The following is a 25,046-nucleotide window of genomic DNA, read 5'->3' as shown; positions in this document are numbered from 1 at the left end:
TCTGCAGGTGCTTTTATTCTGGTGACAAGCCGTCCTCTCTGGCTTCGGGCCCAACCCGCCGCGAAAGGCGGTATCTTATCCAACTGGCAACGCCTCGCGCTAAGCGATCAAGAATGGCCTAGAGCCTGCCTCAGGCCCCAGAGAATGCGTGAAAGAGCGTACTTGCTGGCGTTGCGGCCGTGAACGCCTCGCACCCGCTGTGTCATGGCGAGCCGGACCGGACATGGGCAGCGCTGAAATCGCTTTCTCAGACGCACGTCTTGCTTTAGCATCGCCTACCGCGCTGACGGAAAGGAAGACTGGCGATGGACGAGTACCAGCACACCGTGCTGACCAGAGGGGGCTATCGCGTCGTGGCCATCACGCGTGAAGAGGTCTATGCCGCTGACAGCGTCGTGGCTTACGCAGTGGTCACGGACGCGGGCACGCGCTTGACGCCCTACCTCTCGCTGGATCAGGCCAAAGTCTGGATCGACTCACTGGTCGAAAGCGAAGGTGGTGGGCGCAAGTCCGACACGCTGGATCACAAGTCAACTATTCGTCGCTAAACGCTGACAGAAGCAAGCCAGGGAGAAGGGCGCGTGTCCAAGCTCAAAATTGCCGCAATCGCCACCGTGGTGACGATGCTCATCGGGTATTGCCTGTCGGGCTACCTGACGTTGCTGCTATTGCGGCTAGATACCAAGCTGTACGCGTGGGACACCTACTATCGCTACGTCAGCGCCATGGGTCTTCCGGAAGTCGCGCCGTATGTGACCAAGATCAAGTTGGCTGGGGCGTTCGGTTTCGGCCTGCCGGGGATCGTCTGGGCAATCGGCATGGTGCTATTGGTCAAGCCCAAGCAGAAGGCGCTGCATGGCGACGCGCGCTTTGCGGGCGCTGCCGACCTTTCCAGGCATGGGCTGTTCAAGCCAAGCCCGAATGGCATCGTAGTCGGCAAGTTCAATGGCAAGTTGGTCCGGCTCAGTGGCCAGCAGTTCGTCATCCTCGCCGCGCCGACGCGCTCCGGTAAGGGCGTGGGCGTGGTCATTCCGAATCTGCTCGAGTACCAGGAATCGGTGGTGGTTCTGGACATCAAGCAGGAAAACTTCGATCTGACCAGCGGCTGGCGTGCCAGCCAGGGGCACGAGGTTTTTCTCTTCAATCCGTTTGCGGAAGATCGCCGCACGCACCGCTGGAACCCGCTCACCTACGTGTCGGCCGATCCGGCCTTCCGCGTCTCGGATCTGATGAGCATCGCCGCGATGCTGTACCCGGACGGTTCCGACGATCAGAAATTCTGGGTCAGCCAGGCGCGCAACGCGTTCATGGCGTTCTCTCTTTATCTGTTCGAAAACTGGGACGAGGAGCTGTCACTGGGCTTCCCGGGCGGGGCAGGGGCGCCTACGTTGGGCGGAATCTACCGTCTCTCGTCGGGCGACGGCACCGACCTGAAGAAATATCTGAAGTCGCTGTCCGAACGCAGGTTCCTCAGCAGCAACGCCAAGTCGGCGTTTGCCAACATGCTGTCACAGGCGGATGAGACCTTCGCCTCCATCATGGGCACCCTGAAAGAGCCGCTCAACGCCTGGATCAATCCCGTCCTGGACGCTGCTACCAGCGCCGACGATTTCCTGCTGACGGATCTGCGCAAGAAGAAGATGACCATCTACATCGGCATCCAGCCCAACAAGCTGGCCGAGAGCCGCCTGATCATCAATCTGCTTTTCAGCCAAATCATCAACCTCAACACCCGCGAACTGCCCAAGTCCAACCCTGAGCTCAAGTACCAGTGCCTGTTGCTGATGGACGAGTTCACCTCGATCGGCAAGGTGGACATCATCTCCACCGCCGTGGCCTATATGGCCGGCTACAACATTCGGCTGCTGCCCATCATCCAGAGCATGGCGCAGCTGGACGCCACCTACGGCAAGGACCTCTCGCGCACCATCATCACCAACCACGCCTTGCAGATCCTCTACGCCCCGCGCGAGCAGCAGGACGCGAATGACTACTCCGAGATGCTGGGGTACACCACCATCAAGAAGAAGAACGTCACCAGAGGGCGTGAGACGACCCATAGCGTTTCCGAGGAGCGCCGGGCGCTGATGTTGCCGCAGGAGCTCAAGGCGATGGGCAACGAGAAGGAAGTCTTCCTATACGAAGGAATCCCGCACCCGGTGAAGTGCGACAAGATCCGCTACTACGAAGACCGGTACTTCACGGCCCGGCTGTTGCCTAAGGTGGACGTGGCGTCCTTGACCATCAAACTTTGACTTGCATCACCTAACTCTTACAACGCATGGCAGGGAATGCTTGACTCATGTGCCCGTTAAGGGCAAAGTTATGTTTCGTTACAAGTCGTAAAAGTGCAGTGGGGAAGGTGTCGGACGACACCAAAGGAGTGACTATGGATGGTTTAGTGGTGGGGCTACCTTCTCAATTCGTTATGCCTTTTTCGGCCGTCGTGCAGCGCTTCAGCGTGCAGGGTAGCCATGTTTCGCCTTGTTAAAAAAATTGCCTTCGTCGCCTGACGGTGTACGGAGGCGTTGTGCTGCCTGGGCTACGCCCGAATTTCATGAGTTGGAGAGGTTGAGTGAATCCGATGTCTGTGTCCAAGCTGTCGTTGGCCCTAGTAGCGGTTGCTGTGCTGGGCGCATGCGCAACCAAGCCTGCTCCTGATTTCGGTGGGCGCTGGAAGCATGTCAATCATTTTGACGAGGCCCCCACCGAAATCCCGCTCTATACCTCGTACACCTATCAGGCAACGCCGATGGACGGCACCTTGAAGACAATGCTTGAGCGGTGGGCTGCGGATTCCAATATGCAACTGTCATACAACTTGCCTTCGGACTACACCCTAATTGCGCCGGTTTCAAACATCAGTACGACTAGCGTCCAGCAGGCTGCTACCGAACTGAGCGCAGCCTATGCAGCGCAGGGGGTGTCAGTGTCGGTATCCGCTAATAAGTTATTAGTTCAGCCGGTCCCCGTTTCCACGGGGACTAAGCTCTGAGGAGCGCGGCTGATGCGCTTACGCACCTCGCAGATTATTGGAGCAACGCGAGCCCCAAGGTACTCGCGCTTGCTGCGGCAATGGTTTCAGGCCTGACAAGGCCCTACGGTGACGGATCTAGACATGTTGCGTAAGAAGGTCAGTGAAAAGGACGGCTCCGCTCAAGTCAGCGCGGCTGTCCAGAAAGCGGTGAACTACGAGGTAAGCATTGCAGACCTGGCGCGTCGCAGTGAGAAACGTGCATGGATCGTTGCTACCTTTTCAATGGTAGTTACTGTAATGACTGCTGGCGGCTATTACTACATGCTGCCTCTTAAGGAGAAAGTGCCGTATTTGGTGATGGCTGATGCCTATTCAGGTACCAGCACAATCGCCAAGTTGGAGTCGAATTTTGGTGGTCGCACAGTTAGCACCAGCGAGGCACTGGCACGTAGTAATGTTGCCCGTTTTATAACTGCGCGTGAGTCGTTTGATGCGTCTACGATTGGCGATCGTGATTGGAACACCGTCGTTGCGATGGGTGCAACGAATGTTCTTGGTGAATATCGCGCGCTGCACGCGGCAAATAATCCTACTAGACCTTTTAATGTCTATGGAAGGTCTCGTGCTATCCGTGTCAACATTCTTAGCATCACTCTTATCGGTGGCGGAGGTAAATCGTATACCGGTGCCACTGTGCGCTTCCAGCGAAATGCCTACGACAAAGCCTCTGCAGCTACTGCGTTGCTAGACAACAAGATTGCTACCATGGGGTTTGTATACCAAGATAATCTTGAGATGAGTGATAGTCTCAGGGTTGAAAATCCACTTGGATTTCGGGTGACTGATTATCGGGTCGATAATGACTATTCGGCTTTGCCCGCAGCGCCTTCCTCTACTGGTGTGCAGCCACAGGTCGCACCGTCGGCGGCTGTATATCAGCAGCAACCGGCTCCGGGCATGATTGACCCGAATGCGGCAAGTGCTGCGTCCACCGGGCTGCCAGTGCAGCAGGGTGGGATGGTTGCGGGGCCAGGTAGTGCGTCCGCGCAACAGCCGCAGGCGGTATATCCTGGCCAGGGACAAGCTCAGCCTGCGGGCCAAGTTCAAGCTCAGCCCACGATCCAAACCCAAGGGATGCCAAACAATGTCAATGGAGCAAGTGGTCGATGAAACCCTTTAACCCCTACAGGGCGGCATTGGCTGTAGCACTGCCAATTGGTTTGTGCGTATTTCCGGCCGCTGCTCAGGTCGTTCAGGATTACGAATATGCACCTGATCGTATTTATCAGGTTCGGACGGGTTTGGGCATCACAACTCAAATTGAACTTAGTCCAAACGAGAAGATTCTCGATTACAGCACTGGTTTCACGGGCGGGTGGGAACTCACGCGCCGAGAGAATGTATTTTATTTGAAGCCGAAGAACGTCGACGTCGATACGAATATGATGATTCGCACGGCTACGCACTCTTATATTCTGGAGCTCAAAGTTGTTGCTACTGACTGGCAGCGGCTTGAGCAAGCGAAGCAAGCAGGTGTGCAGTACAAAGTCGTGTTTACCTATCCGAAGGATGCTAGTTTTAATAATGTCGAAGATGCTGGCGCTGCCAGCAGCGGCCCATTGCTGAATGCTAAGATTCTAAAGGATAGGCGCTATTACTACGATTATGACTATGCGACACGGACTAAAAAATCATGGCTGATTCCAAGTAGAGTCTATGATGATGGTAAGTTCACTTATGTAAACATGGATTTGACGCGATTCCCTTCGGGTAACTTTCCCGCGGTTTTTGCTCGCGAGAAAGAGCATAGCGAGGATTTTCTCGTTAATACTACCGTGGAAGGTAATACACTGATCGTGCACGGAACTTACCCTTTTCTGGTGGTTCGTCATGGCGATAATGTCGTCGGCCTGCGAAGGAACAAGCAAAAGTGAACTCGAATACCCCCAACAGTCCTGATGAACTGTCCCATGGAAGCCAAGGTGACCAGAGTGGCCATAGCGAGCACGACGAGCGCAGCAATCCTTATTTCGCTCGCCAGCAGGCAGCTGCCGAACCAGATCTAGATGCAAACGAACCTGTTTTGCGATCTAACGAAATTAAGCGTTTAAACCGGAAGGCGCTTGTTTTTCTCGCACTCATTGCGGGTCTGCTGCTGCTGGCAATCTTTTGGCTGGCGAATCAAGGTTCGGGTGACCCAGTGGCGGAAAAGCCGCGCACAGAGACGGTTGTAGCGCCTGCACTTCCCCAGAACATGACTGCCCCTGTGGAAACAGCGCCGATCGCACTGACACCGCAACCAACCCTGCCGCCGCTGCCGCCTATGCCGGAGGATGATTTAGATAACTCGGTTTCTGTTCCAGAGCGGCCTCGTGCTCCCACTTTATTGGAGCGTCGTATCTTAGCTGAGCAGTCGGGCGTAAATACGGCCGGGGGTGATAGTGCGCCTGTGCCAGGGCAACTTGGTGGGCAGGCTGCGGTTCCAAAGGATGAGGAAATAACATTAGCCAAACCGCTCAGTAACCCTGACGGTCTACTCGTGCGTGGTACCTACATCCGCTGCGTCCTAGAGACGCGTATACTTTCTGATTTCGGTGGCTATACGTCCTGTATTGTTACTGAGCCGGTTTATTCAATTAATGGCCACAATTTGCTCTTGCCTAAGGGCTCTAAAATGTTGGGTCAATACGGAGCAGGCGAACCAACTACGAGGCGTCTGCAAGTTGTCTGGGATCGGGTGACTACGCCGACAGGGCTGGATGTTACCTTGGTCGGTCCCGGCATCGATACGCTTGGCAGCGCAGGCCATCCGGGCAAATACAACGCTCATTGGGGCAATAAGATCGCCTCGGCATTGTTCATTAGCCTTCTGAGCGATGCGTTCAAATATGCAGCAGCGGAATACGGTCCAGAAACGACGACTATTGGTCTGGGGTCGGGGATCGTTACTCAGCAGCCGTTTGAGAGCAATACGGCACGTAGCATGCAGCAGCTTGCTGAACAGGCGGTTGAAAAGTCCGGACGTCGCCCTGCGACGTTGACGATCAATCAAGGAACAGTTTTGAACGTCTACGTAGCAAAAGATGTCGATTTCTCGGCGGTGTTGCCGAAGTGAGCATGCCGACTGCCATGACGATCGACGATTCTCCGACTGCTAGGATCTCTAACGATTTCTTAGATTACCAGTATTCCGTGCTGGGAATCTTGGACTATCTGAACTCTCCAGAAGTCACGGAAATCTGCATCAATCGTCCTGGTGAGTTGTATCTGGAAACGATCAACGGCTGGCAACGTATGGATGTACCGTCGCTGACTTTTGATAGAGCCAGACAGTTCTGCACGGCGGTCGTTAACGAAAGTAATACCGGGCAGCGCATCACCGACGCTGATCCTGTGGTGTCGTTGACTTTTCCTACCGGCCAACGTGCCCAGTTTGTTATTCCGCCGGCATGCGATGCTGGCAAGGTCTCGATCACGATTCGCCTGCCGTCTAAACATACCAAGACGCTTGAGCAGTACACCAGCGACGGATTCTTCGATCAGGTGCTTGAGGAGGTTGCCGATGTCAGCGAGCACGATCGCGAGCTGCTTGAGTTGCGTCGTAACAAGCAGTACTCCGAGTTCTTTAAGAAAGCGGTGCTTTACAAGAAAAATGTAGTGGTTGCCGGTGCGACCGGTAGCGGCAAAACCACCTTCATGAAGGCCCTTGTTAATCATATTCCGAACGAAGAGCGTCTTGTAACCATCGAGGATGCCCGAGAACTATTCATTAGTCAGCCTAACTCGGTGCATTTGTTGTACTCGAAAGGTGGGCAGAGTGCTAGTAATGTGACTGCCAAGAGTTGTATGGAGGCCTGCTTGCGCATGAAGCCGGATCGGATCATCTTGGCCGAGTTACGTGGCGATGAATCTTTCTATTTCATCCGAAATTGCGCATCGGGCCATCCTGGTTCGATCACCAGCTGCCACGCCGGCAGCGTCGAGCAGACCTGGGACCAGTTGGCGCTTATGGTGAAGGCATCCAATGAAGGTTCTGGTTTGGAGTTCGAGGTGATCAAGCGGCTGTTGCGCATGACCATCGATATCGTGGTCCACATCAAGGCGCACGCTGGGCGCCGCTTTATTACCGGGATCGACTTCGATCCCACAAGGACCTTGCGTGGGGGCTGACCGGCCGCCAATGTTGGACTCACATCCAGTTTTAAGGAGACACCTATGCTACCGGGCATGGAATTGATGGGGTGTACTGGACTCGCCGTTCCCGGCGAGGTCATGCAGCACGTCGTTCGCGTTGAGTCTTCGCGCAATCCGTACGCTATCGGCGTAGTTGGCGGCAGGCTGGTACGCGAACCGCGTGGACTGGAAGAAGCCGTGGCCACGGCAAAGATGCTGGAACAGAAGGGGTACAACTTCTCCTTAGGGCTTGGCCAGGTAAATCGCTACAACCTGCAGAAATACGGGCTCACTAGTTATGAGATGGCATTTGCCAAGTGCCCCAACCTGGTGGCTGCGTCCAAGATCCTAGCCGAGTGTCACTCGCGATCCGGTGCTAATTGGGGCAAATCGTTCAGTTGCTACTACTCCGGCAATTTCGAAACCGGTTTCAAGCATGGTTATGTTCAAAAAATTTATGCCTCTATTCGCCAGTCTGTGGCGTCTTCGGGTGCAGAGGCGATCGCAGTGATGCCAAATCGCCCAATCAAGGTCCGTGTTGAAAATCCTCTACGTCAGACAGCCACTGAGCTGGCTGATGCTATCGTGGCACGTCGGATCCAGGATCTGTCGATTCCCAGACGCACAGAAAATTCACAGCAAAGTCCTATGCTGTCGATGGCTGTGCCAACTCAAGTACCGCCTTCCCAATTGACCACAGAGCATTCAGCGGATGATGAACTATACGTTGTTAAGGCAACTGGGCAAGGAAGGGGAGTTGCCGTTCCTGCGGCTGTGCAGCAGGCCCCAGCTTTGCGGAATCATCCGCCTGCCAGCGTGGCACCAGATCGACCGATGCACGCCATGCCCCAGATAGACTCCGCTTTTGTTTTTTGATGGACGAATGATTCGCCAAGGACTGGCTGCCAGCCCCCTGCTCTTAAGGAGATAATTAATGAAATTTGAAATCGACAAAAAAACGGCTGCAGATGTAAAGATGATCGGAATGCAGGCATTAAAGGCGATTGTCTTTACCTCGTCATTAATACTCGCTAGCGGAGCGTTCGCTCAGACCCCCGATCTAGCAAATACAGACACCAAGGTTTGTGGCTTTCTGGGCAATATTAATAGCCTTCTGACGATGGGCTCGGTTGCCGTGGTAACGATTGCGGTAATTGTTGCAGGATACCAGATTGCATTTGCTCATAAGCGTATTTCAGAGGTTTCACCAATTCTTATAGGTGGTGTGCTTATTGGTGCCGCGGGTCAAGTGGCTAACATGATTATTGGTGACCGTGGAAGCAATACGTGTAAGGGTGACGTGACTACAGGCTTAATTCAATTAATCCAGTATTATGCATAAAGACGTGCTATTCCGCGGCTGCACTCGTCCAGCGATGTTTTTGGGGGTGCCTTATATCCCATTCTTCATAGGCGCTGGCGGCGGTTTGTTGCTGGGAATGTATATCAATCTCTGGTTTCTTCTAACTATTCCCGTTATTATTTTTGTCATGCGCCAAATGGCTAGGCGTGATGAAATGATTTTCAGGTTGCTGGGTTTGCGTTGGATTTTTCGTATGCGTGTTCGTAATGTTCAGCGTTATTCGGGGATGTGGGTATTTAATCCAAATGAATATCGCAAAAATCCTCCCGGAAGGCCTAGGTGAATAACTAGCCACTTGACCAACCCCATGCGCGCGAAAGCTGCATGGGGTTGGCGTTTGGTCTGCCGTTTTATTGCGTTGCTTATTCTCAACTTGGTGAGAAAATGTTTAGTCCAGATAGCCCGATTAGCGAATTTGTCTCCATTTCGACGCATGTAGCGCCTTCAGTTCTAAAGACAACTGGTGGTGACTATCTGTTAATCTGGCATTTGGCAGGTCTGCCGTTCGTCGGGCGCGACGAATTTGAGCTTGAACAGAGGCATAATACTTTCAATCGACTAGTGCAGACGTTGCGTGCCCCAGACTTCGCGAATGTGGCGTTTTGGGTTCATGATGTTCGCCGTCGTCGCAAGATCGGCAATACGAGCCGTTTCAAACAATCGTTCAATCAGACATTGTCCGATGAGTATTATTCAGCGCTGTCGTCTCAGAAAATCATGCAAAACGAGTTGTATTTCAGCATGATTTATCGTCCCGTGATCGCTGGTCGCCGATTTGTTGAAAAGTCTGGCAATCCGGAGAAGATTCGTGTTGAGGAGGAACAGGCTATTGCGAAGGTAGTAGAGCTTGCAACAAATGTGGAGGCGGTTCTTAAAGACTATTCGCCTTATCGTTTGAGCATGTATGAGGCAAAGAACGGAATTGTTTTTTCAGAAGCGCTTGAGTTTCTCGGGTACCTGTTGAATCGAATCGACGAGCCTGTGCCAGTTCTGCAGGCACCGGTATCCGCTTATTTGCCAGTAAGTAAGCATATGTTTGCAAATAAGACTGGTGATTTCGTTATTCGCACGCCTGATGGTGTAAATCATTTTGGCGCTATCCTTAATGTTAAGGAATATGCGGATGGCACGTATCCCGGGATACTTAATGGGCTTAAATACTTGGACTTCGAGTATGTGGTTACGCACTCGTTCAGCCCGGTCGGTCGCCATGATGCATTGAAAGTGCTTGAGCGCACCAAGGGCATGATGATTTCTTCTGGCGACAAATCTTCTAGCCAGATCCGCGATCTAGACTTGGCAATGGACGATGTGGCATCCGGAAACTTCGTATTGGGCGAGTATCACTTTACTCTTGCCGTCTATGCAGATAGTCAGGAAAAGCTTGGCAGGCAGATCGCAACTACGCGTGCGGAGCTTTCTAACGCTGGCTTTGTCTCTTCGAAGGAGGATCTGGCGATAACCTCCTCATTCTATGCACAATTGCCTGGCAATTGGCGTTTCCGGACTCGCATTGCCAACCTGAGTTCACTTAACTTCCTAGGACTTTCCCCGCTGCACAACTTCGCTCAGGGAAAACAGCACAACAATCCATGGGGTGATTGTGTTACTACACTGCAAACAACCAATGGCCAACCGTACTATTTTAATTTTCACGCTACTCATCCTGCAGAAAACTCCTTGGGCGAGAAAGCCATTGCCAATACAATGGTGATTGGTAAATCAGGCACGGGTAAGACCGCACTCATCAATTTCTTGTTAAGCCAAGTTCAGAAGTTTGACCCCGTTCCGACGATTTTCTTTTTTGATAAAGATCGCGGTGCCGAAATTTTTGTGCGCGCTTGCGGTGGTAATTATTTGGCATTAGAGAACGGTGCGCCAACGGGCTTTAACCCGTTTCAATGTGAGCGTAACGAGTCAAATACACAATTTCTTGCTGAGCTTATTAAGGTGCTGGGGGGGAAGGCCGAATATAGCTCTCGTGAAGAGGAAGATATTTACCGCGCGGTAGAGGGTATGCTGGACACGCCGATGCACCTGCGAAGCATGAGCAACTTTCGCAAGAGTCTACCTAACATGGGCGACGACGGACTTTATGCACGCTTGCGTCGGTGGACGGCTGGAAACTCGCTGGGATGGGTGTTTGACAACCCGGTAGATACCATCGATTTGACGCGTGCCTCTATCATCGGTTTCGATTATACCGATGTGATCGATAATGTTGAAGTGCGTGTTCCGGTAATTAACTACCTACTGCATAGGCTTGAGGCGCTGATCGACGGGCGTCCGCTGATCTATGTGATGGATGAGTTCTGGAAGATCCTAGACGGAAAGGGCGGGCTAAAGGATTTTGCTAAAAATAAACAAAAGACTATCCGTAAGCAGAATGGACTGGGAATTTTCGCTACACAGAGCCCAGAAGATGCGTTGGCAAGCGACATCGCCGCCGCGCTGATCGAGCAGACCGCTACAATGATACTTTTACCAAATCCAAGCGCGAGCCGTGATGACTATATGGAAGGGCTCAAACTCACTGATGCCGAGTATCAAGTTGTTGTATCGCTCGATGAGCGTTCACGGTGTTTTTTGGTTAAACAAGGGCACGCATCAGCCGTGTGCCAGCTGAACCTTCGTGGCATGGACGACGCGCTATCGGTGATTTCATCGTCGACCGATAACATCGAAATCATGCAAGGAATCCTCTTGCGCAAGGCGGGTCAGCTTGGGGTGAGTATGGATCAGTTGACTCCAGAGCAATGGTTGAATGATTTTTACGCCAACCGCAAGGGCTCGGGCAAGCGTAATAGGGACAAAGCAGTGGAAGATCCTGCATAACTGGTGGTATAAAAATATCCGTTAGCTGCGTTTTTCCTAATCATTCGTTTTCATTTAGGCAACTACGTGCTTAAAGAAGACGAGGATTGAAGTTGTCTTGGTTGATGGGTGAGCCTATCGGACTGTCGGGTGCATGAATGTGCATAGCTTTATCTGCGTGTTTAACTGCGACGAACTATTCATGCAGAAATATTTGCCTATGAATACGTATGCACGCACACGCTCTCCCTCAGTTGCCCAGCTACGCTAACGCTCTTGGCTGGGCGCTCTTTCTCGCGCCCCCATTTGCCCGGGAGGGGCGTATATGTCGCAGACACCATGGTGGCGCGGGGCCGTCATCTATCAGATTTATCCACGTAGTTTTCTGGATTCCAATGGGGATGGCGTAGGCGATCTGCCGGGCATCATTGCCAAGCTCGACTACATCGCCGGGCTGGGCGTAGATGCGATCTGGATTTCGCCGTTTTTCAAGTCGCCGATGGCTGATTTCGGCTATGACATCGCGGACTATCGCGCCGTGGATCCGTTGTTCGGGTCGTTGGCCGATTTTGATCGCTTGCTCGAGAAGGCGCATGGCCTTGGGTTGAAGGTGATGATCGATCAGGTGCTGAGCCATACCTCGATCGCACATGCGTGGTTTCAGGAGAGCCGACAGGACCGGAGCAACCCGAAGGCTGATTGGTACGTGTGGGCCGATCCGCGCGAGGATGGAACGCCGCCGAACAACTGGCTGTCGTTGTTTGGTGGGGTCGCATGGCAGTGGGAGCCGCGGCGTGAGCAGTACTACCTGCACAACTTTCTGGTGGACCAGCCCGATCTCAATTTCCATAACGCCGAGGTGCAGCAGGCCACGCTCGATAACGTGCGGTTCTGGCTCGATCGCGGTGTGGATGGGTTCCGTCTGGATGCGATCAACTTCTGCTTTCACGACGCGCAACTGCGCGATAACCCGGCCAAGCCGGCAGACAAGCGAGTGGGGCGCGGCTTCAGCGCGGACAATCCTTACGCCTACCAGTATCATTACTTCAACAACACGCAGCCGGAAAATTTGCCGTTTCTGGAGCGGCTGCGCGGGCTGTTGGACAGCTACCCGGGTGCGGTGAGCCTGGGCGAGATTTCGTCGGAAGATTCGCTGGCGACCACCGCCGAATACACCGCCAAGGGCCGCTTGCATATGGGCTACAGCTTCGAGCTACTGGTGCAGGATTACAGCGCTGCCTACATCCGCGACACCGTAAGCCGGCTCGAGGCCACCATGTTGGAAGGCTGGCCATGCTGGGCCATTTCCAATCACGACGTAGTGCGCGCGGTAACGCGCTGGGGTGGGGCGCAGGCGACGCCGGCGTTCGCGCGGATGGTGGTGGCGCTGCTGTGTTCGTTGCGTGGCTCGATTTGCTTGTATCAGGGCGAAGAGCTCGGGCTCAGTGAGGCAGAGGTGGCGTTCGAGGACCTGCAGGATCCGTATGGGATTACCTTCTGGCCGACCTTCAAGGGCCGCGATGGTTGCCGTACGCCGATGCCGTGGACCGACGCGCCATCTGCCGGATTCACTAGTGGCAAGCCGTGGCTGCCGTTAGCTGCGTCGCATCGTGCCGCAGCTGTGAGCGTGCAACAGGACGATGCGCATTCCGTGTTGAGAGCAGTACGGGCTTTTCTAGCTTGGCGCAAGGAGATGCCGGCGTTGCGTGAGGGATCCATCGCTTTCTACGACACGGCCGAACCGGTGCTGATGTTCCGCCGCGAACACGCCGGCCAGGTTGTGCTGTTGGCATTCAATCTGTCCGCCGATCCTGCCGACGTGGCCTTGCCTACCGGCGAGTGGGAGCAGATCGATGTACCTGGTGTCGAGCTTGGGGCGATGGAGGGCGGACACCTACGGCTGGCCGGGCATGCGGTCGTTGCTGCTGTAGGTCGTGGCTGAGTAAGCGTAGCTGAAACCTCTCGGCTTGGAGCAGCTATCAAAGCTACTGCGCAGCCGCCAGGCGGGCGCGGCCGGTGCTCGGAATCGGCATGTACCCACGTACACTCCAGTTCCTCCGCGCCGTCCGCCCCACCTGACAACTGCTCGCTACGTTTTGTTAGCCGCTCTTAGGCTTGAGAGGGTTTTGCAAGCGGAGCGACATTCTCTGCGATGCCGCTCTGTTTTCGTTGCACGCCGATTGTCTTGCGCGCTAGTAGGTCGTTCGATAATCGCTGCCGTGGCATTCCATCTCATTGTTGAGTAGCAGGCGTCATCAGGAATGGCTAGGTTTCTGAAGCGCCTTCCGATCCGTCAGCTGGCTTTGCTTGCACGCGGTGTTATGGCCGGCGGCGACTCGCTACGGTTCTTCCTTAAAAACACCCTGCTGCCTTTGTGAGCGTGGTGCAAAGCGCATGTGTGCGGCGCGCGGTATGAAAGCCGGTTTTATGCCGGTGATTTTCGGTGTGTGGATTGTGCAGGTGTGTATGCGCTGCAAGTTGGCCTGCACAATTTCATGATGTTGATTAGTTGCGAAGACTTTCAAAGAAAGACTCGCCGGTTTGATCTCCACGGGTCTTTTATGCGGGGGGCGAAATGGAAATGTCATTCGGCGTGACGCGTTTGATTGTCCGATCGTTGCTTGCTTCGTCAAAAGCAATGTCGATCGTGAGCGCTACTTTGCGATCTGTCCCGAAGTGGCTGTCCCGTACCCTCAACCCAACCCCTCTCCCGGTGGGAGAGGGGCTTGTATTGCTGCGGCTTGTGATCGCTGCAGCTTGCGCTGTGTCGTTCGTCTTCCAATGTGGCCGGCGGATCTGGGCTGCGATACGCAGCCCAGATCGCGCTGGCGCTTCAGGCGCTTGGTCCCACGCACGTGATGCCAGCCACTCAGAACTTGTAATTCACACCCAGCACGAAGGTGCGGCCCCATTCGATGTATTCCAGCGGGCGGTCCTTGGTTTCTGCGTAGGTGCGGTACGGCGAGTTGCTGAGGTTGCTGGCCTGCAGTAGCAGGGTCAGGCCGGCCAGGCTGCTGGTGTCGGCAAAGTTGTAGCTGATCTGCGCGTCGGTGATGTTCTCGCCGACCACGTAGCGCAGTGTGCGGTTGCCGTTGAAGTTGCCGATCTCGCCGATGAAGTCCGAACGCCGGCGTTGGCTTACGCGTGCCTCGAAGCCCTTGTGCTCGTAATAGGCGGTGAGGTTGTACACCCGCTTGGAGAGGCCGGGCAGGCTGATGGCGCCGTCGCCGACGCTGGAGGCGCTTTCCGGGTCGCGGATCTGCACGTCGCTGTCGTTGAAGGTGGCGCTGGCCTGGATGCCGAAGCCTTCCAGCGGGGCGAACACCAGGTCCAGCGGCAGCGAGGCGGTGAGTTCCAGCCCGCGCAGGGTGCCGCCCTTGCCGTTGAACGGGGCGCTGAAGGTGCCGGTGGTCAGCACCGGTGCAGAGCCCGGCGGTGGCACGTAGCCGGCCACCAGTGCGGAGAAGTCGTAGTTGTCGCGGCTCTGGGTGTAGATGTAGCTCTTGAGGTCCTTGTAGAAGAACGCGGCCGCTACATAGGCGCGGTCGGCGAAGTACTTCTCGTAGGAGATGTCCAGCGCGTTGGCGCGCCACGGGTCGAGCATCGGGTTGCCGCCGCTGGCACCGGGCCGGCCGGTGGAGGTGTCGACGCCGAATTCCAGCGACGCACGCAGTTGGTCCACGCGCGGGCGTGCGACCTGCTTGGCCAACGCGAAGCGCAAGGTCTGCTCATACGGGAACTGGAACGCCAGGTTCAGGCTGGGCAGCCAGTCGCGGTAGGTCTTGCCGTCGTCGATGGGCCGCACTTCGCTGCCGACCGGCTGCGAGGCATCCCAGTAATTGGCCTGCGAGGATTGATCGGCGCTCTGCAGCTGCACACCGATATTGCCGCGCACGCCGACCACGCCCCACTCAGTATCCAGGTTGGCGCGCAGCCAGGCGGTGGTGATCTTTTCTTCGACCGTCCAGGCCTTGGAGACCAGGAACGATGCGTCATCGCTGGGGTTGAACAGCATGTAGCGCGAGACCGTGGCCGGCACGTTCCAGGCGGGCAGGGCGCCGATGCCGGCAAAACCCAGATTGACCGGGGCGTACTGCAGGTCGGCAGCCACGGTGGCTTCGCCCTGCGCGCCGAGCGTGATGTTGCCTTCGGGCTGGGTCTTCTGCTTTTCGCGGTGCGCGTAGTTCACGCCCACGTCCAGATCGGAGAACCAGCTCAGTGCTTCGGGCATCGGGAAGCTGGCCTGCAGGCGCGCGCCCTTGAGCACGTCTTCCACCCGCGGCACCTTGCCGTAGCCGGAGCCATAGATGGTGTTGGTGAGGAACAGCGCATCGGGGTTGGAATAATTCAGGCCCGGGCTGAGTTGCGAGAAGCCATTGCCGTTCACCGCCACGCCAACGGTGTCCAGCTGCGGCATCGGCGCGAGCTGGAGATTGTTCTCCAGATTCAGTTCGTCGCGCGTGGCCTTGGAGTAGTTGAGATCGGCGATGATCTTGACCGCGCCTGCGGTGATTTCGTTGTTCCAGCCGAATGCGTCGATCTTGTCTTCGCGCTTGTTGTACATGCCGCGCACCAGCGGGTACACGCCGCTGGCGTTACCGCCGAGAAACGTGTTGCGGTCGTTGACGCGCACGTCGGTGATGTTCAGGCCCGGCGTGTAACCGCCGTTGTAGTTGCTGAGGTTGAGCTCGAACTGATTGGCGGTATCGATCTGCTCGGCTTCGGTGTGGAAGGCATCCAGGGTGCTGGTCCAGGCGTTGGACGGGCGGTACTGCAGGGTCGCCATTACGCCATCGCGCTTCTGGTTGCCGGTGCGGCGCAACGCCTTGATGCCGTCAGAGAAATACACGCCGTCTGCGACGCCCGGGCGCTGCCGCTGGGAATTGACTTGCTGCCAAGGCTCGTACAGGCCGACCTGGTTTTCCTGGATCGGCATGTCCGTATGTGCGTAGCCGATGGTCAGGCCGATGGTGCGGTCGGCGAACTGATCAATGTAGCTGACGTTGAAGCGGTTGCCGTACGGGTCCACGTTGGCGGCCTTGCCCAGCGAATTGCGCTGGTAGCGGCCACCGATGGCGATCACGCGCTCGTTGTAGCTGAGCGGGCGGGCGGTCTGCATGTCCACGGTACCCGACAGGCCCTGGCCAACCAGACCGGCGTCAGGCGTCTTGTACACGGTGACGCCGCTGACCAGTTCGGACGGGTATTGGTCGAACTCCACGCTGCGGTTGTCGCCGGTGCTGACCACTTCCCGGCCGTTGAGCAGGGTGGTGGAGAAATCCGGCGACAGGCCACGGACGCTGATCACCTGAGCGCGGCCGGCGACGCGCTGCGCGGCCAGGCCAGGCAGGCGCGCCAGCGATTCGGCAATGCTCACATCGGGCAGGCGGCCGATGTCTTCGGCCGAGATGGCTTCCACGATCGAGGTGGAATCACGCTTGACCGAAATGGCGCCTTCGATCGCGCGGCGCAGGCCGGTGACCTGCACCTTGTCCAATTCGGTCACTGCACCGGCGTTCTGCTCGGTGCTGGCGGGTGCGTCTGACGGGGCTGCCGTTTGTGCGGCGGCCAACGTCGGTGCCATGGCAACTGCCATGGCGATACTCAGCGCGGTGCGCTTGTGGTTCAACATTTTCCCCTCCCAGGTACATGTTGTTCTTTGATGTTTTGATCCGGCAATTGCCTGGATGTGCTGCATCGCGCGCCAGGACGGCGATCACGCACTACGCGACTGCAACGTATGGTAGACACCGCGCTTGCATGCAAACGCGGCCTGCATACGTATTCAACGGCGATTACGCTGCTGAAATCGATTCCACTGATGCGTCATCGAGTGGCGAGTGCTTGCGCTGCGCTGCGCTGCGCTGCAGCGAAGGCTGCAGGTTGCAAACGCCGGCCAGCAAGGCGCTTGGTGCAACCGATGGCAGCACTGCGCGGGCAAGTCATGCCCGCGCAGCAGCTGCATCAGCGTGCTGACTCCATCGGCACGAAGCGAATCGCCTGGCCACCACCGGGTGCCAGCCGCAGTTCCAGCGTGTCGATGCTGCTGACCTGGCGTTCCTCGCGGATAAAGGCGAACGGGTTGTGCACGTAGTCGGCGTCGTCGCCATCGCGGTAGATCTGCGCGCGATAGCGCACGCCCGGTTCCAGAAACCCCAGTGGCACTTGCAACAGGCGGCCATGTTCGTCGGTGATGCTGCCCAGGAACCAGTCGCGGCTATGCCGGTCCTTGCGCGCAATGGTGACGTAGTCGCCCACCTCGCCATTCAACGCGCGGGTCTGGTCCCAGTCCACTGCCACATCCTCAATGAAACGGAACGCATCGCGGTGCTGCAGATAATGCTCGGGCAGATCGGCCGCCATCTGGATCGGGCTGTAGAGCGTCACGTACAAAGCCAGCTGGCGTGCCAGCGTGCTGGGAATCGCCTGGCCATTGCGGCCCTTGAGGCTAACGATGCCGGGCGTGTAATCCATGGGCCCGGCGAGCAGGCGAGTGAACACCAGGTTGACTTCGTGTTCGGGCGGATTGGGTGGCTGGCCCCAGGCGTTGTATTCCATGCCACGCGCGCCTTCGCGCGAGATCCAGTTGGGATAGGTGCGGCGCAGGCCGGTGTCCTTGATCGGTTCGTGCGCATTGACTGCAAGGTGGCGCTCGGCCGCCTCCTGCACCACGTGCAGGTGATGGCGCGCCATCCACTGACCGTCGTGCCATTCGCGCAATGGCGTGCCACCGGCCGGATTGCGCCGCTCCACCTGGCCGTCGTCGCAGACATAGCCGGTCTTGACCGAATCCACGCCGAAACGGGCATACAGATCCATCGCTTCGGCAATCTGATCTTCGTAATGGTCCACCGCACACCCCGTTTCATGATGGCCGATCAGATGCACGCCCTTGCCGGCGGCGTAGTGGCTCAACGCTGGCAGGTCGAAATCTGGCGTTGCTCTGGTGAAATCGAAGCTGCCGCCATTGCCAAACCACTCGCCGTCCCAGCCGGGATTCCAGCCTTCCACCAGCACACCGCGAAAGCCGTGTGCGGCGGCGAAGTCGATGTAGCGTTTGGTCGTGGCGGTAGTGGCAGCATGTTTCGGGCCGGTGGCCCAGGTCTGCTGGTTGAGATGCATCGACCACCACACGCCGACATATTTGGACGGTTTGACCCAGCTCACATCGCCCAGGGCGTTTGGTTCGTTGAGGTTGAGAATGAGGTTGGATTCGACCAGGCCGGTGGCCTGATCGGCAATCTGCAGTGTGCGCCATGGGGTATCGAAGGGCAGGGTGCGGTGTACCTTCCAGCCCTCGGCGGCGGGCGAGAGGTGTGCACGCAGCCGCTGCCCTTCAGTGCGGCGCAACCACATGCCGGCGTAGTCCACCAACGCGGCTTCGTGCAGTGCCACGTGCAGCCCATTGCGGCTGCGCAGCGTGAGCGGCGTGTGCGCCAGCGCCACTTCGTTCAGTGGCGTGCGCTGATACAGGTATTCGTAGTGGATGGGCTCGCCGGCGGGAATCCACCACGCTTCGGAAGGCTGCGCAATGGCGAACTCGGTGACTTCTTCGTCGATGATGGCTTCGCGCAGCCCGGCTTGCGCAGGGAAGTGATAGCGCAGGCCGAGCCCGTCGTCGTACACACGAACGATCACATCGAAGCGCCGTTGCGCGCCCTCGCGCTCGCCAAGGCTCACGCGCAATTTGTTGTAGTGGTTGCGCACCAGCCGGGTTTCGCCCCAGGCTTGTTCCCAGGTGTCATCGTGGCTGCTGCGCGCCTGCGACAGCACCTGCAGGCCGCGATCCAGGCGCCCATCGCGCAGCTGAAATCCCAGCCGCGAGCGCTCCACCACCGCTTCGCCCAGCCGCTGCACACGGTAATACGGTGTGCCGCCATCCACTTCCACTGTCACCTGCAAAATCTTGCCGGGCGAGGCGACGTCGATCGCATCCTCGGCCTGGGCAGTGGCAGCGGCGCCGCCCAGTGTGGCGATCACCAGCAGGCGCGCGATCCACGCGGCACCCAATGTCGAGCGTGCTCGACGCGAAGACAGCGGCATATCCCCTCCCAAGGTCACCGTTGCACAAGCGCCGACTATGCCGCGCCGTTGCGTGCAGGCGTTGTGCTGCATGCGGCGTGTGGCCATGAATACGTATGCAGGGGTGCGGAACCGTGGAGTGCGGCACTACCATGTTGCCCACGGTACCTGGGAGGGGCCGCGGCCGTGGCAGGCACTGCCACGCATCACAACGCGTGCAACGAGGGAGGGAGGCCGACGGCGCAAGCTGTCTCGCCGCTTCGATGCTGAAGATGATCTGCATGGCAGCGACGCTGGGCGTCGCCGCAAGTTCGCCGGTAGCGGCCGATGAACTGGAGTTTCAAGGACGCCGGGCGCAAGCGCAGGCGTTGGACGATGGTGGCTTTTTGTTGCGCTGGCCGCAGGGCGAACGGCGCATCCCCGCACAACCGATGCGCACAGACACCGCCAGCCCGTTGTTCGATGGGTTGTTCGCGCTGGCGCAACAGGAGCTGGCCGACGACCGCGTGGAGGCGATCCGCGATCCCGCTTTCAATCACGGCAAGCCGGTAGCCTGCGCGTGCTTTGAAACCGGCGAGCGCTGGCCGTATGTGTGGACGCGCGATGTGAGCTTTGCCGCCGATCTCGCGCTGGCGCGGCTGGAACCGGAGCGCACCCGCACCTCGCTGCGATTCAAGCTGTCGCAGGCGCGCGATGGGCGCACGCCGGGCCTGTTTGTTGCGCAGGACACCGGCTCCGGTGGCAGTTGGCCGATCAGCAGCGACCGCGTGGTGTGGTTTCTGGCCGCACGCGGCCTGCTCGATGATCGCGCGTTTGCCGACGAAGTCTGGGCCGCGTTGCAAGCCACCGTAGCACAGGACCGCGATGCGGTCTTCGATGCGGATATGGGTCTTTATCGCGGCGAAACCTCGTTCCTGGACTGGCGCGAGCAGACCTATCCTGCATGGACGCGCGAGGATGTGCGCTTCATCGCCGAATCCTTCGCGCTGTCGACCAATGTGCTGCATTACCAGGCCCTGCGCCTGGCCGAGCAGCTGGCGCGGCAGCGTGGCGATGCGCGCGCCAGCGAATATGCGCGCTGGGCCGCGCAACTACGGCAGGCCATCGATACACGTTTCTGGGACGCAACACAGCAGCAGTACGTCAGCTACCTCGGCAGTGCGGCGCACCCGGTGCGCTACGCCAAGGTGGACATGCTGGGGCTGTCGCTGGGTGTGTTGGCCGATGTGTTTCCCCCCGAACGCGCGCGTGAGGCGATGCGCCGCTATCCGGCCGTGGCCGGTGGCACGCCCGTGGTGTGGCCGCAGGAACGCATGCAGCCGATCTATCACAACCGCGCGGTGTGGCCGTTTGTCAGTGCCTATGCGCTGCGCGCCGCACGCACGCTCGACAACGCACCGCGGATTGCACTCGAGCTGGAATCGCTGATGCGCGCAAGCGCGTTGGCCGGTTCCAACATGGAAAACTACGAGATGCAGTCGCTCGCCGTGCATGTGGAGGAGGGGGCACGCAGCGGCCCGGTGGTCAATTCGCCACGGCAGCTGTGGTCGGTGGCCGGGTACCTGTCGGCGGTGCTGGAAGGCGTGTTCGGCGTTGCTGCCGATGGCAGTGTGACGCCCAAGCTGCCGCGTTCGCTGGTGCCGCTATTGTTCGGCGACCGTGCCCAGATCGTGCTTGAACAGGGTGCGCGGCGCTACGTATTGGTACGCCCCGAAGGCCGCGATGTTGATGGCGATCTGCTGGTCGCCGGGCGCATCGAACACCAAGGGCAGACCACGCGTGTGCAACTGGTTGGCCGTGCCGCGGAGATGCAGGCACCACCGCGACCCGCCCAGGTATTCGCGCCGGAAATGCCGCCTGCGCCGCATGTTCAACCGCATGGCGATGGCCTGCGCGTTGCCATTCCTGCCGGCACCACGCTGTATCTGGATGGCCGCGCGGTAAAGGCCAGCACACGGTTTGACCTGAGCGACGACGGCCTGCTGCACGACCTCAGCCTGACCCGTCGCGCTGACGGTCTGGAGTCACTGCATAGCCCCACGGTCACCGTTGGCCCGATGCAGGCGCTGCCCGGCGCTGCGCAGTGGGCGTGGCAACCCGCACGTGCCGGGCGTCATCGCATCGCACTGCGGTATCGCAATGACAACGGCCCGATCAATACCGGCGTCACCGCGGCGGTGAAACGGCTGCGGCTGGAGTGCCCGGGCCATCCGCCGCAGACCCGCACCATCGTGATGCCGCACAGCGTGGGTGAGCAGGTGTCCACGCACGTGGTGTTCGATGTGCCGGCACTGCAGCGCTGCACGCTGCGTCTGGAGGAAGGCTTCAACATGAGCGCACTTGCGCATTTTGCCGCGTACAACGGCGGGCGCGGCGGTGAGGATGGTGTGCGGAATCAAGCCACGGTGAGCGCCTTGCTGGTCGGGCCGGTCGCCGCGGTGGAGGCGGCGCCATGAAGGCCAAGCCAACGCTGAGTTTCTGGCAGATCTGGAACATGTGCTTTGGATTCCTCGGCATCCAGTTCGGATTTGCGCTGCAAAACGCCAATGCCAGCCGCATCTTCCAGACGCTGGGCGCGCAGGTCGACGATGTGCCTGGGCTGTGGATTGCCGCGCCGCTGACCGGGCTGATCGTGCAGCCCATCATCGGCTATCTCTCCGACCGCACCTGGACCGGCTGGGGCCGCCGCCGGCCGTACTTCATGATCGGTGCGGTGTTCACCACGCTGGCGTTGCTGGTGATGCCCAACGCGCCGGCGCTGTGGATCGCAGCCGGTACGCTGTGGGTGCTGGATGCGTCCATCAACATTTCGATGGAGCCATTTCGCGCCTTGGTCGGTGACCAGCTGCCGGCCGAGCAACGCCCTAGCGGCTACGCGATGCAGAGCTTTTTCATTGGCGTCGGCGCGATCGTGGCGAGCTTTCTGCCCTGGCTGCTGACGCGCTGGGGCGTAGACAACACTGCACCTGCTGGCGAGCTGCCCGACAGCGTGCGCTACGCGTTCTATCTAGGTGCGGCGGTGTTGTTCTTGTCGATCAGCTGGACGGTGCTGCGCACACGCGAATACAGCCCGGCCGAGCTGGCGGCATTTGAACCGGCGCCGGCACCGGCCGCCGCGCAACTGGCCGCCACCGATCAACCCAGCCTGCAGGCCAGCGTGCTGTGGTGTCTGGGCGGGTTGCTGCTGGCCGCTGCCATCGCCTGGCAGCACGGCGATCGCATGTTGTACGTGCTGGCGGGCCTGTGCGTCGCGTACGGCGCACTGCTGACGTTGGCGCGCGTGCTGCCGCGTGGCGGCATGCTGGTGGCAATCATGCACGATCTGCGCCACATGCCGCAGACGATGCGGCGCCTGGCGTGGGTGCAGTTCTTTTCGTGGTTTGCCCTGTTTGCGATGTGGATCTACACCACCGCGGCAGTGACGCAGGTGCATTTCGGCGCACGCGATACCGTGTCGGCCGCCTACAACGACGGGGCGAACTGGGTGGGTGTGTTGTTCGGCGCCTACAACGGCTTTGCCGCGCTCGCCGCCATCGTCATCCCGCTGATGGTACGTGCGATCGGGCTGCGCTGTAGCCACCTGTGCAACCTGTGGCTGGGTGCGGCGGGGTTGTTGTCGATGCTGGTCATCCGCGACCCGCACTGGCTGCTGCTGTCGATGCTGGGCGTTGGGTTTGCCTGGGCCTCGATCCTGTCCTTGCCCTATGCGCTGCTCTCCGACAGCGTGCCCGCCGCCAAGATGGGCGTGTATATGGGCATCTTCAATTTCTTTATCGTGATTCCGCAATTGGTTGCCGCCAGCGCCCTGGGCTTCGTGCTCCGCGTGTGGCTGGGCGGGCAACCGATCTACGCGCTGGCGATCGGCGGCTTAAGCCTGATCGTGGCCGGTGTGTGCGTGGTGCGGGTCCCCGTCGCCCAGGGAGGGCAATGATGCGCAGCGTCTTGATGGCAGTCATGGTGCTTTGTTCGGGAGCAGCCTGCGCTGCGCCTGCACCCGGTGATTACTACGGCACCCTGGAACCGTTCGCCGCCGATGCGGTGTATTTCGTGGTCACCGATCGCTTCGTCAATGGCGACCTGGGCAACGATCACCGCGACCAGGGCGGCGCACATCGCAGCTTCGATGTGCCCACACCGTGCGACGGCGGCGTGGGCGACAACATCGGTTACCTCGGCGGCGACTTCAAGGGCATCGTCGATCATGGCGACTACATTCGCGGCCTCGGCTTTGGCGCGGTGTGGATCACCCCGATTGTCGACAACCCGGACGAAGCGTTCACCGGTGGCAAGCCCATCACCTGCGAGAGCACGCTCAGCGATCACGGCAAGACCGGTTATCACGGCTATTGGGGCGTCAATTTTTACAGGCTCGACGAACATCTCCCCAGCCCTGGCCTGGATTTCGCCGGGTTCACACGCGCCATGCACGCCAATGACCTGAAGGTGGTGCTGGATATCGTCGGCAACCACGGCTCGCCCGCCTACAGCATGCCGGTGGCGCAGCCCGGGTTTGGCAAGCTCTACGACGCACAGGGCCGCCTGGTTGCCGATCATCAGAACCTCGCACCCGCACAGCTGGACCCGGCGCACAACCCGTTGCACGCGTTCTACAACACCGGCGGCGGCCTGGCGGAATTGTCGGACCTCAATGAAAACAATCCGGCCGTGCTGGACTATCTGGCCGGTGCCTACCTGCAGTGGATGGAGCAGGGCGCCGATGCGTTTCGCATCGACACCATCGGCTGGATGCCGGACCGCTTCTGGCATGCCTTCGTGGCGCGGATCCGTGAGAAACGCCCGGGCTTTTTCATGTTTGGCGAAGCCTTCGATTACGACCCGGCCAAGATCGCCGGCCACACCTGGGCGCGCAACGCCGGCGTCAGCGTGCTGGACTTTCCGCTCAAACAGCAGCTATCCGCCGTGTTCGGCCAGAAACAGGCTGGCTTCGAACAGCTCGCCACGCCGCTGTATCTGCGCAAAGGCCCGTATGCCAACCCGTACGAGTTGATGAGCTTCTACGACAACCACGACATGGCGCGCCTGGATGCCAGCGATACCGGCTTCATCGATGCGCACAATTGGTTGTTCACCGCGCGCGGCATTCCGGTGATCTATTACGGCTCGGAAGCCGGCTTCATGCGCGGGCGCGCCGAACACGCGGGTAATCGCAATTATTTTGGCGAAGAGCGCGTCCGCAACGCACCGCAGAGTCCGATCTTCGGCCCACTGCAGCGCATTGCGACCTTGCGGCGCAATACCCCGGCCCTGCAGCGCGGCGTGCAGGTGGATCTGCAGTTGCGCGGCAACCAGGCAGCGTTCCTGCGCGTTTACCAGCATGCGGGCATGACGCAGACCGCGTTGGTCTTGCTCAACAAGGGCGACGCGGCGGCGGACATTGCGGTGTCCCGTTTGCTGCAGCCCGGCAGCTGGCGCGACGCCTTCAGTGGCGAGCAGGTGCAGGTGCAAGGTCGCGTGACGCTGCAGGTGCCGGCGCATGGCGTACGCGTGCTGCTGTCGGATGCGCCGGTGACCGACGTCGCCCTACGTAAGCAGCTGGACGCACAGATGGCGGACCAGGCCGCGCGCGATGCACGCAACAAGTAGGGGCGCGCTAGCGCGCGATGCGGCGTTATCGGTGACGCCTCATCGCGCACAAGTGCGCTCCTACACAGGCATCAGTGAGCTGCGATAGAACGT

The 25,046-nt window shown here is 58.7% G+C and carries 18 protein-coding genes and 1 other RNA gene; 16 read left to right on the top strand and 3 right to left on the bottom strand.

Annotated features, from left to right (window positions below; all coding sequences use genetic code 11):
* The first annotated feature begins 305 nt into the window (after positions 1–305).
* From QRM60_RS07255 to QRM60_RS07195, 13 genes are all read left to right on the top strand, one after another.
* Entirely contained in the window at positions 306–548 is a 243-nt protein-coding gene (locus QRM60_RS07255) for a hypothetical protein (protein ID WP_115556322.1), read from the top strand.
* A gap of 33 nt (positions 549–581) precedes the next feature.
* The gene (locus tag QRM60_RS07250; RefSeq protein ID WP_115556321.1) at positions 582–2,255 is read left to right on the top strand and encodes a type IV secretory system conjugative DNA transfer family protein; all 1,674 of its coding nucleotides are present in this window, start codon (positions 582–584) and stop codon (positions 2,253–2,255) included.
* 329 nt (positions 2,256–2,584) lie between these two features.
* Positions 2,585–2,995, top strand: a complete 411-nt coding sequence (locus QRM60_RS07245) for a TcpQ domain-containing protein (protein ID WP_115556320.1) — start codon at positions 2,585–2,587, stop codon at positions 2,993–2,995.
* A 123-nt stretch (positions 2,996–3,118) separates the two neighbouring features.
* Positions 3,119–4,147, top strand: coding sequence for a VirB8/TrbF family protein (locus QRM60_RS07240; protein ID WP_161962729.1), 1,029 nt, complete (start codon positions 3,119–3,121; stop codon positions 4,145–4,147).
* Positions 4,144–4,911: a TrbG/VirB9 family P-type conjugative transfer protein gene (locus tag QRM60_RS07235; protein WP_115556318.1), complete on the top strand. Its 768-nt coding sequence runs from the start codon at positions 4,144–4,146 to the stop codon at positions 4,909–4,911. Before QRM60_RS07240 ends, QRM60_RS07235 begins: the two co-directional genes overlap by 4 nt.
* Positions 4,908–6,092 (top strand): TrbI/VirB10 family protein, encoded by a 1,185-nt coding sequence (locus QRM60_RS07230; RefSeq protein WP_115573191.1) that lies wholly within the window; start codon positions 4,908–4,910, stop codon positions 6,090–6,092. Before QRM60_RS07235 ends, QRM60_RS07230 begins: the two co-directional genes overlap by 4 nt.
* Before the next feature lie 14 nt (positions 6,093–6,106).
* On the top strand, positions 6,107–7,147 hold the full coding sequence (gene virB11, locus QRM60_RS07225; RefSeq protein ID WP_161962728.1) for a P-type DNA transfer ATPase VirB11: 1,041 nt from the start codon (positions 6,107–6,109) through the stop codon (positions 7,145–7,147).
* Between the two features lie 57 nt (positions 7,148–7,204).
* The gene (locus QRM60_RS07220; RefSeq protein ID WP_161962727.1) at positions 7,205–8,026 is read left to right on the top strand and encodes a lytic transglycosylase domain-containing protein; all 822 of its coding nucleotides are present in this window, start codon (positions 7,205–7,207) and stop codon (positions 8,024–8,026) included.
* A gap of 58 nt (positions 8,027–8,084) precedes the next feature.
* Complete coding sequence (locus tag QRM60_RS07215; protein ID WP_115556314.1) at positions 8,085–8,492, top strand: TrbC/VirB2 family protein; 408 nt, start codon at positions 8,085–8,087, stop codon at positions 8,490–8,492.
* Positions 8,485–8,796 carry a VirB3 family type IV secretion system protein gene (locus QRM60_RS07210; protein WP_115556313.1) on the top strand — a complete coding sequence of 104 codons (312 nt, stop codon included), beginning with the start codon at positions 8,485–8,487 and terminating at the stop codon, positions 8,794–8,796. Before QRM60_RS07215 ends, QRM60_RS07210 begins: the two co-directional genes overlap by 8 nt.
* A 101-nt stretch (positions 8,797–8,897) precedes the next feature.
* Positions 8,898–11,348: a VirB4 family type IV secretion/conjugal transfer ATPase gene (locus QRM60_RS07205; RefSeq protein ID WP_115556312.1), complete on the top strand. Its 2,451-nt coding sequence runs from the start codon at positions 8,898–8,900 to the stop codon at positions 11,346–11,348.
* A 304-nt stretch (positions 11,349–11,652) separates the two neighbouring features.
* Positions 11,653–13,269, top strand: coding sequence for an alpha-amylase family glycosyl hydrolase (locus QRM60_RS07200; protein ID WP_115556311.1), 1,617 nt, complete (start codon positions 11,653–11,655; stop codon positions 13,267–13,269).
* A gap of 89 nt (positions 13,270–13,358) precedes the next feature.
* A non-coding RNA gene (locus QRM60_RS07195) (sX9 sRNA) lies at positions 13,359–13,432 on the top strand.
* 234 nt (positions 13,433–13,666) lie between these two features.
* Here the strand turns inward: QRM60_RS07195 and QRM60_RS07190 are convergent.
* The 3 genes from QRM60_RS07190 to QRM60_RS07180 form a co-directional block, all read right to left on the bottom strand.
* Positions 13,667–13,879: a hypothetical protein gene (locus QRM60_RS07190; protein ID WP_228419158.1), complete on the bottom strand. Its 213-nt coding sequence runs from the start codon at positions 13,877–13,879 to the stop codon at positions 13,667–13,669.
* A 317-nt stretch (positions 13,880–14,196) separates the two neighbouring features.
* A complete protein-coding gene (locus QRM60_RS07185) occupies positions 14,197–16,959 on the bottom strand; it encodes a TonB-dependent receptor (protein ID WP_285445872.1) in 2,763 nt (920 codons plus the stop codon).
* A gap of 332 nt (positions 16,960–17,291) precedes the next feature.
* A complete protein-coding gene (locus tag QRM60_RS07180; RefSeq protein ID WP_285445871.1) occupies positions 17,292–19,370 on the bottom strand; it encodes a glycoside hydrolase family 97 protein in 2,079 nt (692 codons plus the stop codon).
* Between the two features lie 242 nt (positions 19,371–19,612).
* Here QRM60_RS07180 and QRM60_RS07175 point away from each other — a divergent pair, with 242 nt between their 5' ends.
* The 3 genes from QRM60_RS07175 to QRM60_RS07165 are packed head-to-tail and all read left to right on the top strand — an operon-like array spanning position 19,613 to position 24,953.
* Positions 19,613–21,805 carry a Six-hairpin glycosidase-like protein gene (locus QRM60_RS07175; protein WP_285445870.1) on the top strand — a complete coding sequence of 731 codons (2,193 nt, stop codon included), beginning with the start codon at positions 19,613–19,615 and terminating at the stop codon, positions 21,803–21,805.
* Positions 21,802–23,280, top strand: coding sequence for an MFS transporter (locus QRM60_RS07170; protein WP_115556307.1), 1,479 nt, complete (start codon positions 21,802–21,804; stop codon positions 23,278–23,280). Before QRM60_RS07175 ends, QRM60_RS07170 begins: the two co-directional genes overlap by 4 nt.
* The gene (locus QRM60_RS07165) at positions 23,280–24,953 is read left to right on the top strand and encodes an alpha-amylase family glycosyl hydrolase (protein WP_193589176.1); all 1,674 of its coding nucleotides are present in this window, start codon (positions 23,280–23,282) and stop codon (positions 24,951–24,953) included. The genes QRM60_RS07170 and QRM60_RS07165 overlap by 1 nt, the downstream gene beginning before the upstream one ends.
* Positions 24,954–25,046 lie beyond the last annotated feature (93 nt).

Origin of the sequence: Xanthomonas sp. fls2-241-TYG-148 (genome assembly GCF_030208815.1) — a bacterium.
Taxonomy (GTDB): Bacteria; Pseudomonadota; Gammaproteobacteria; order Xanthomonadales; family Xanthomonadaceae; genus Xanthomonas; species Xanthomonas campestris.
This window is presented reverse-complemented; position numbering and strand designations above follow the sequence as displayed.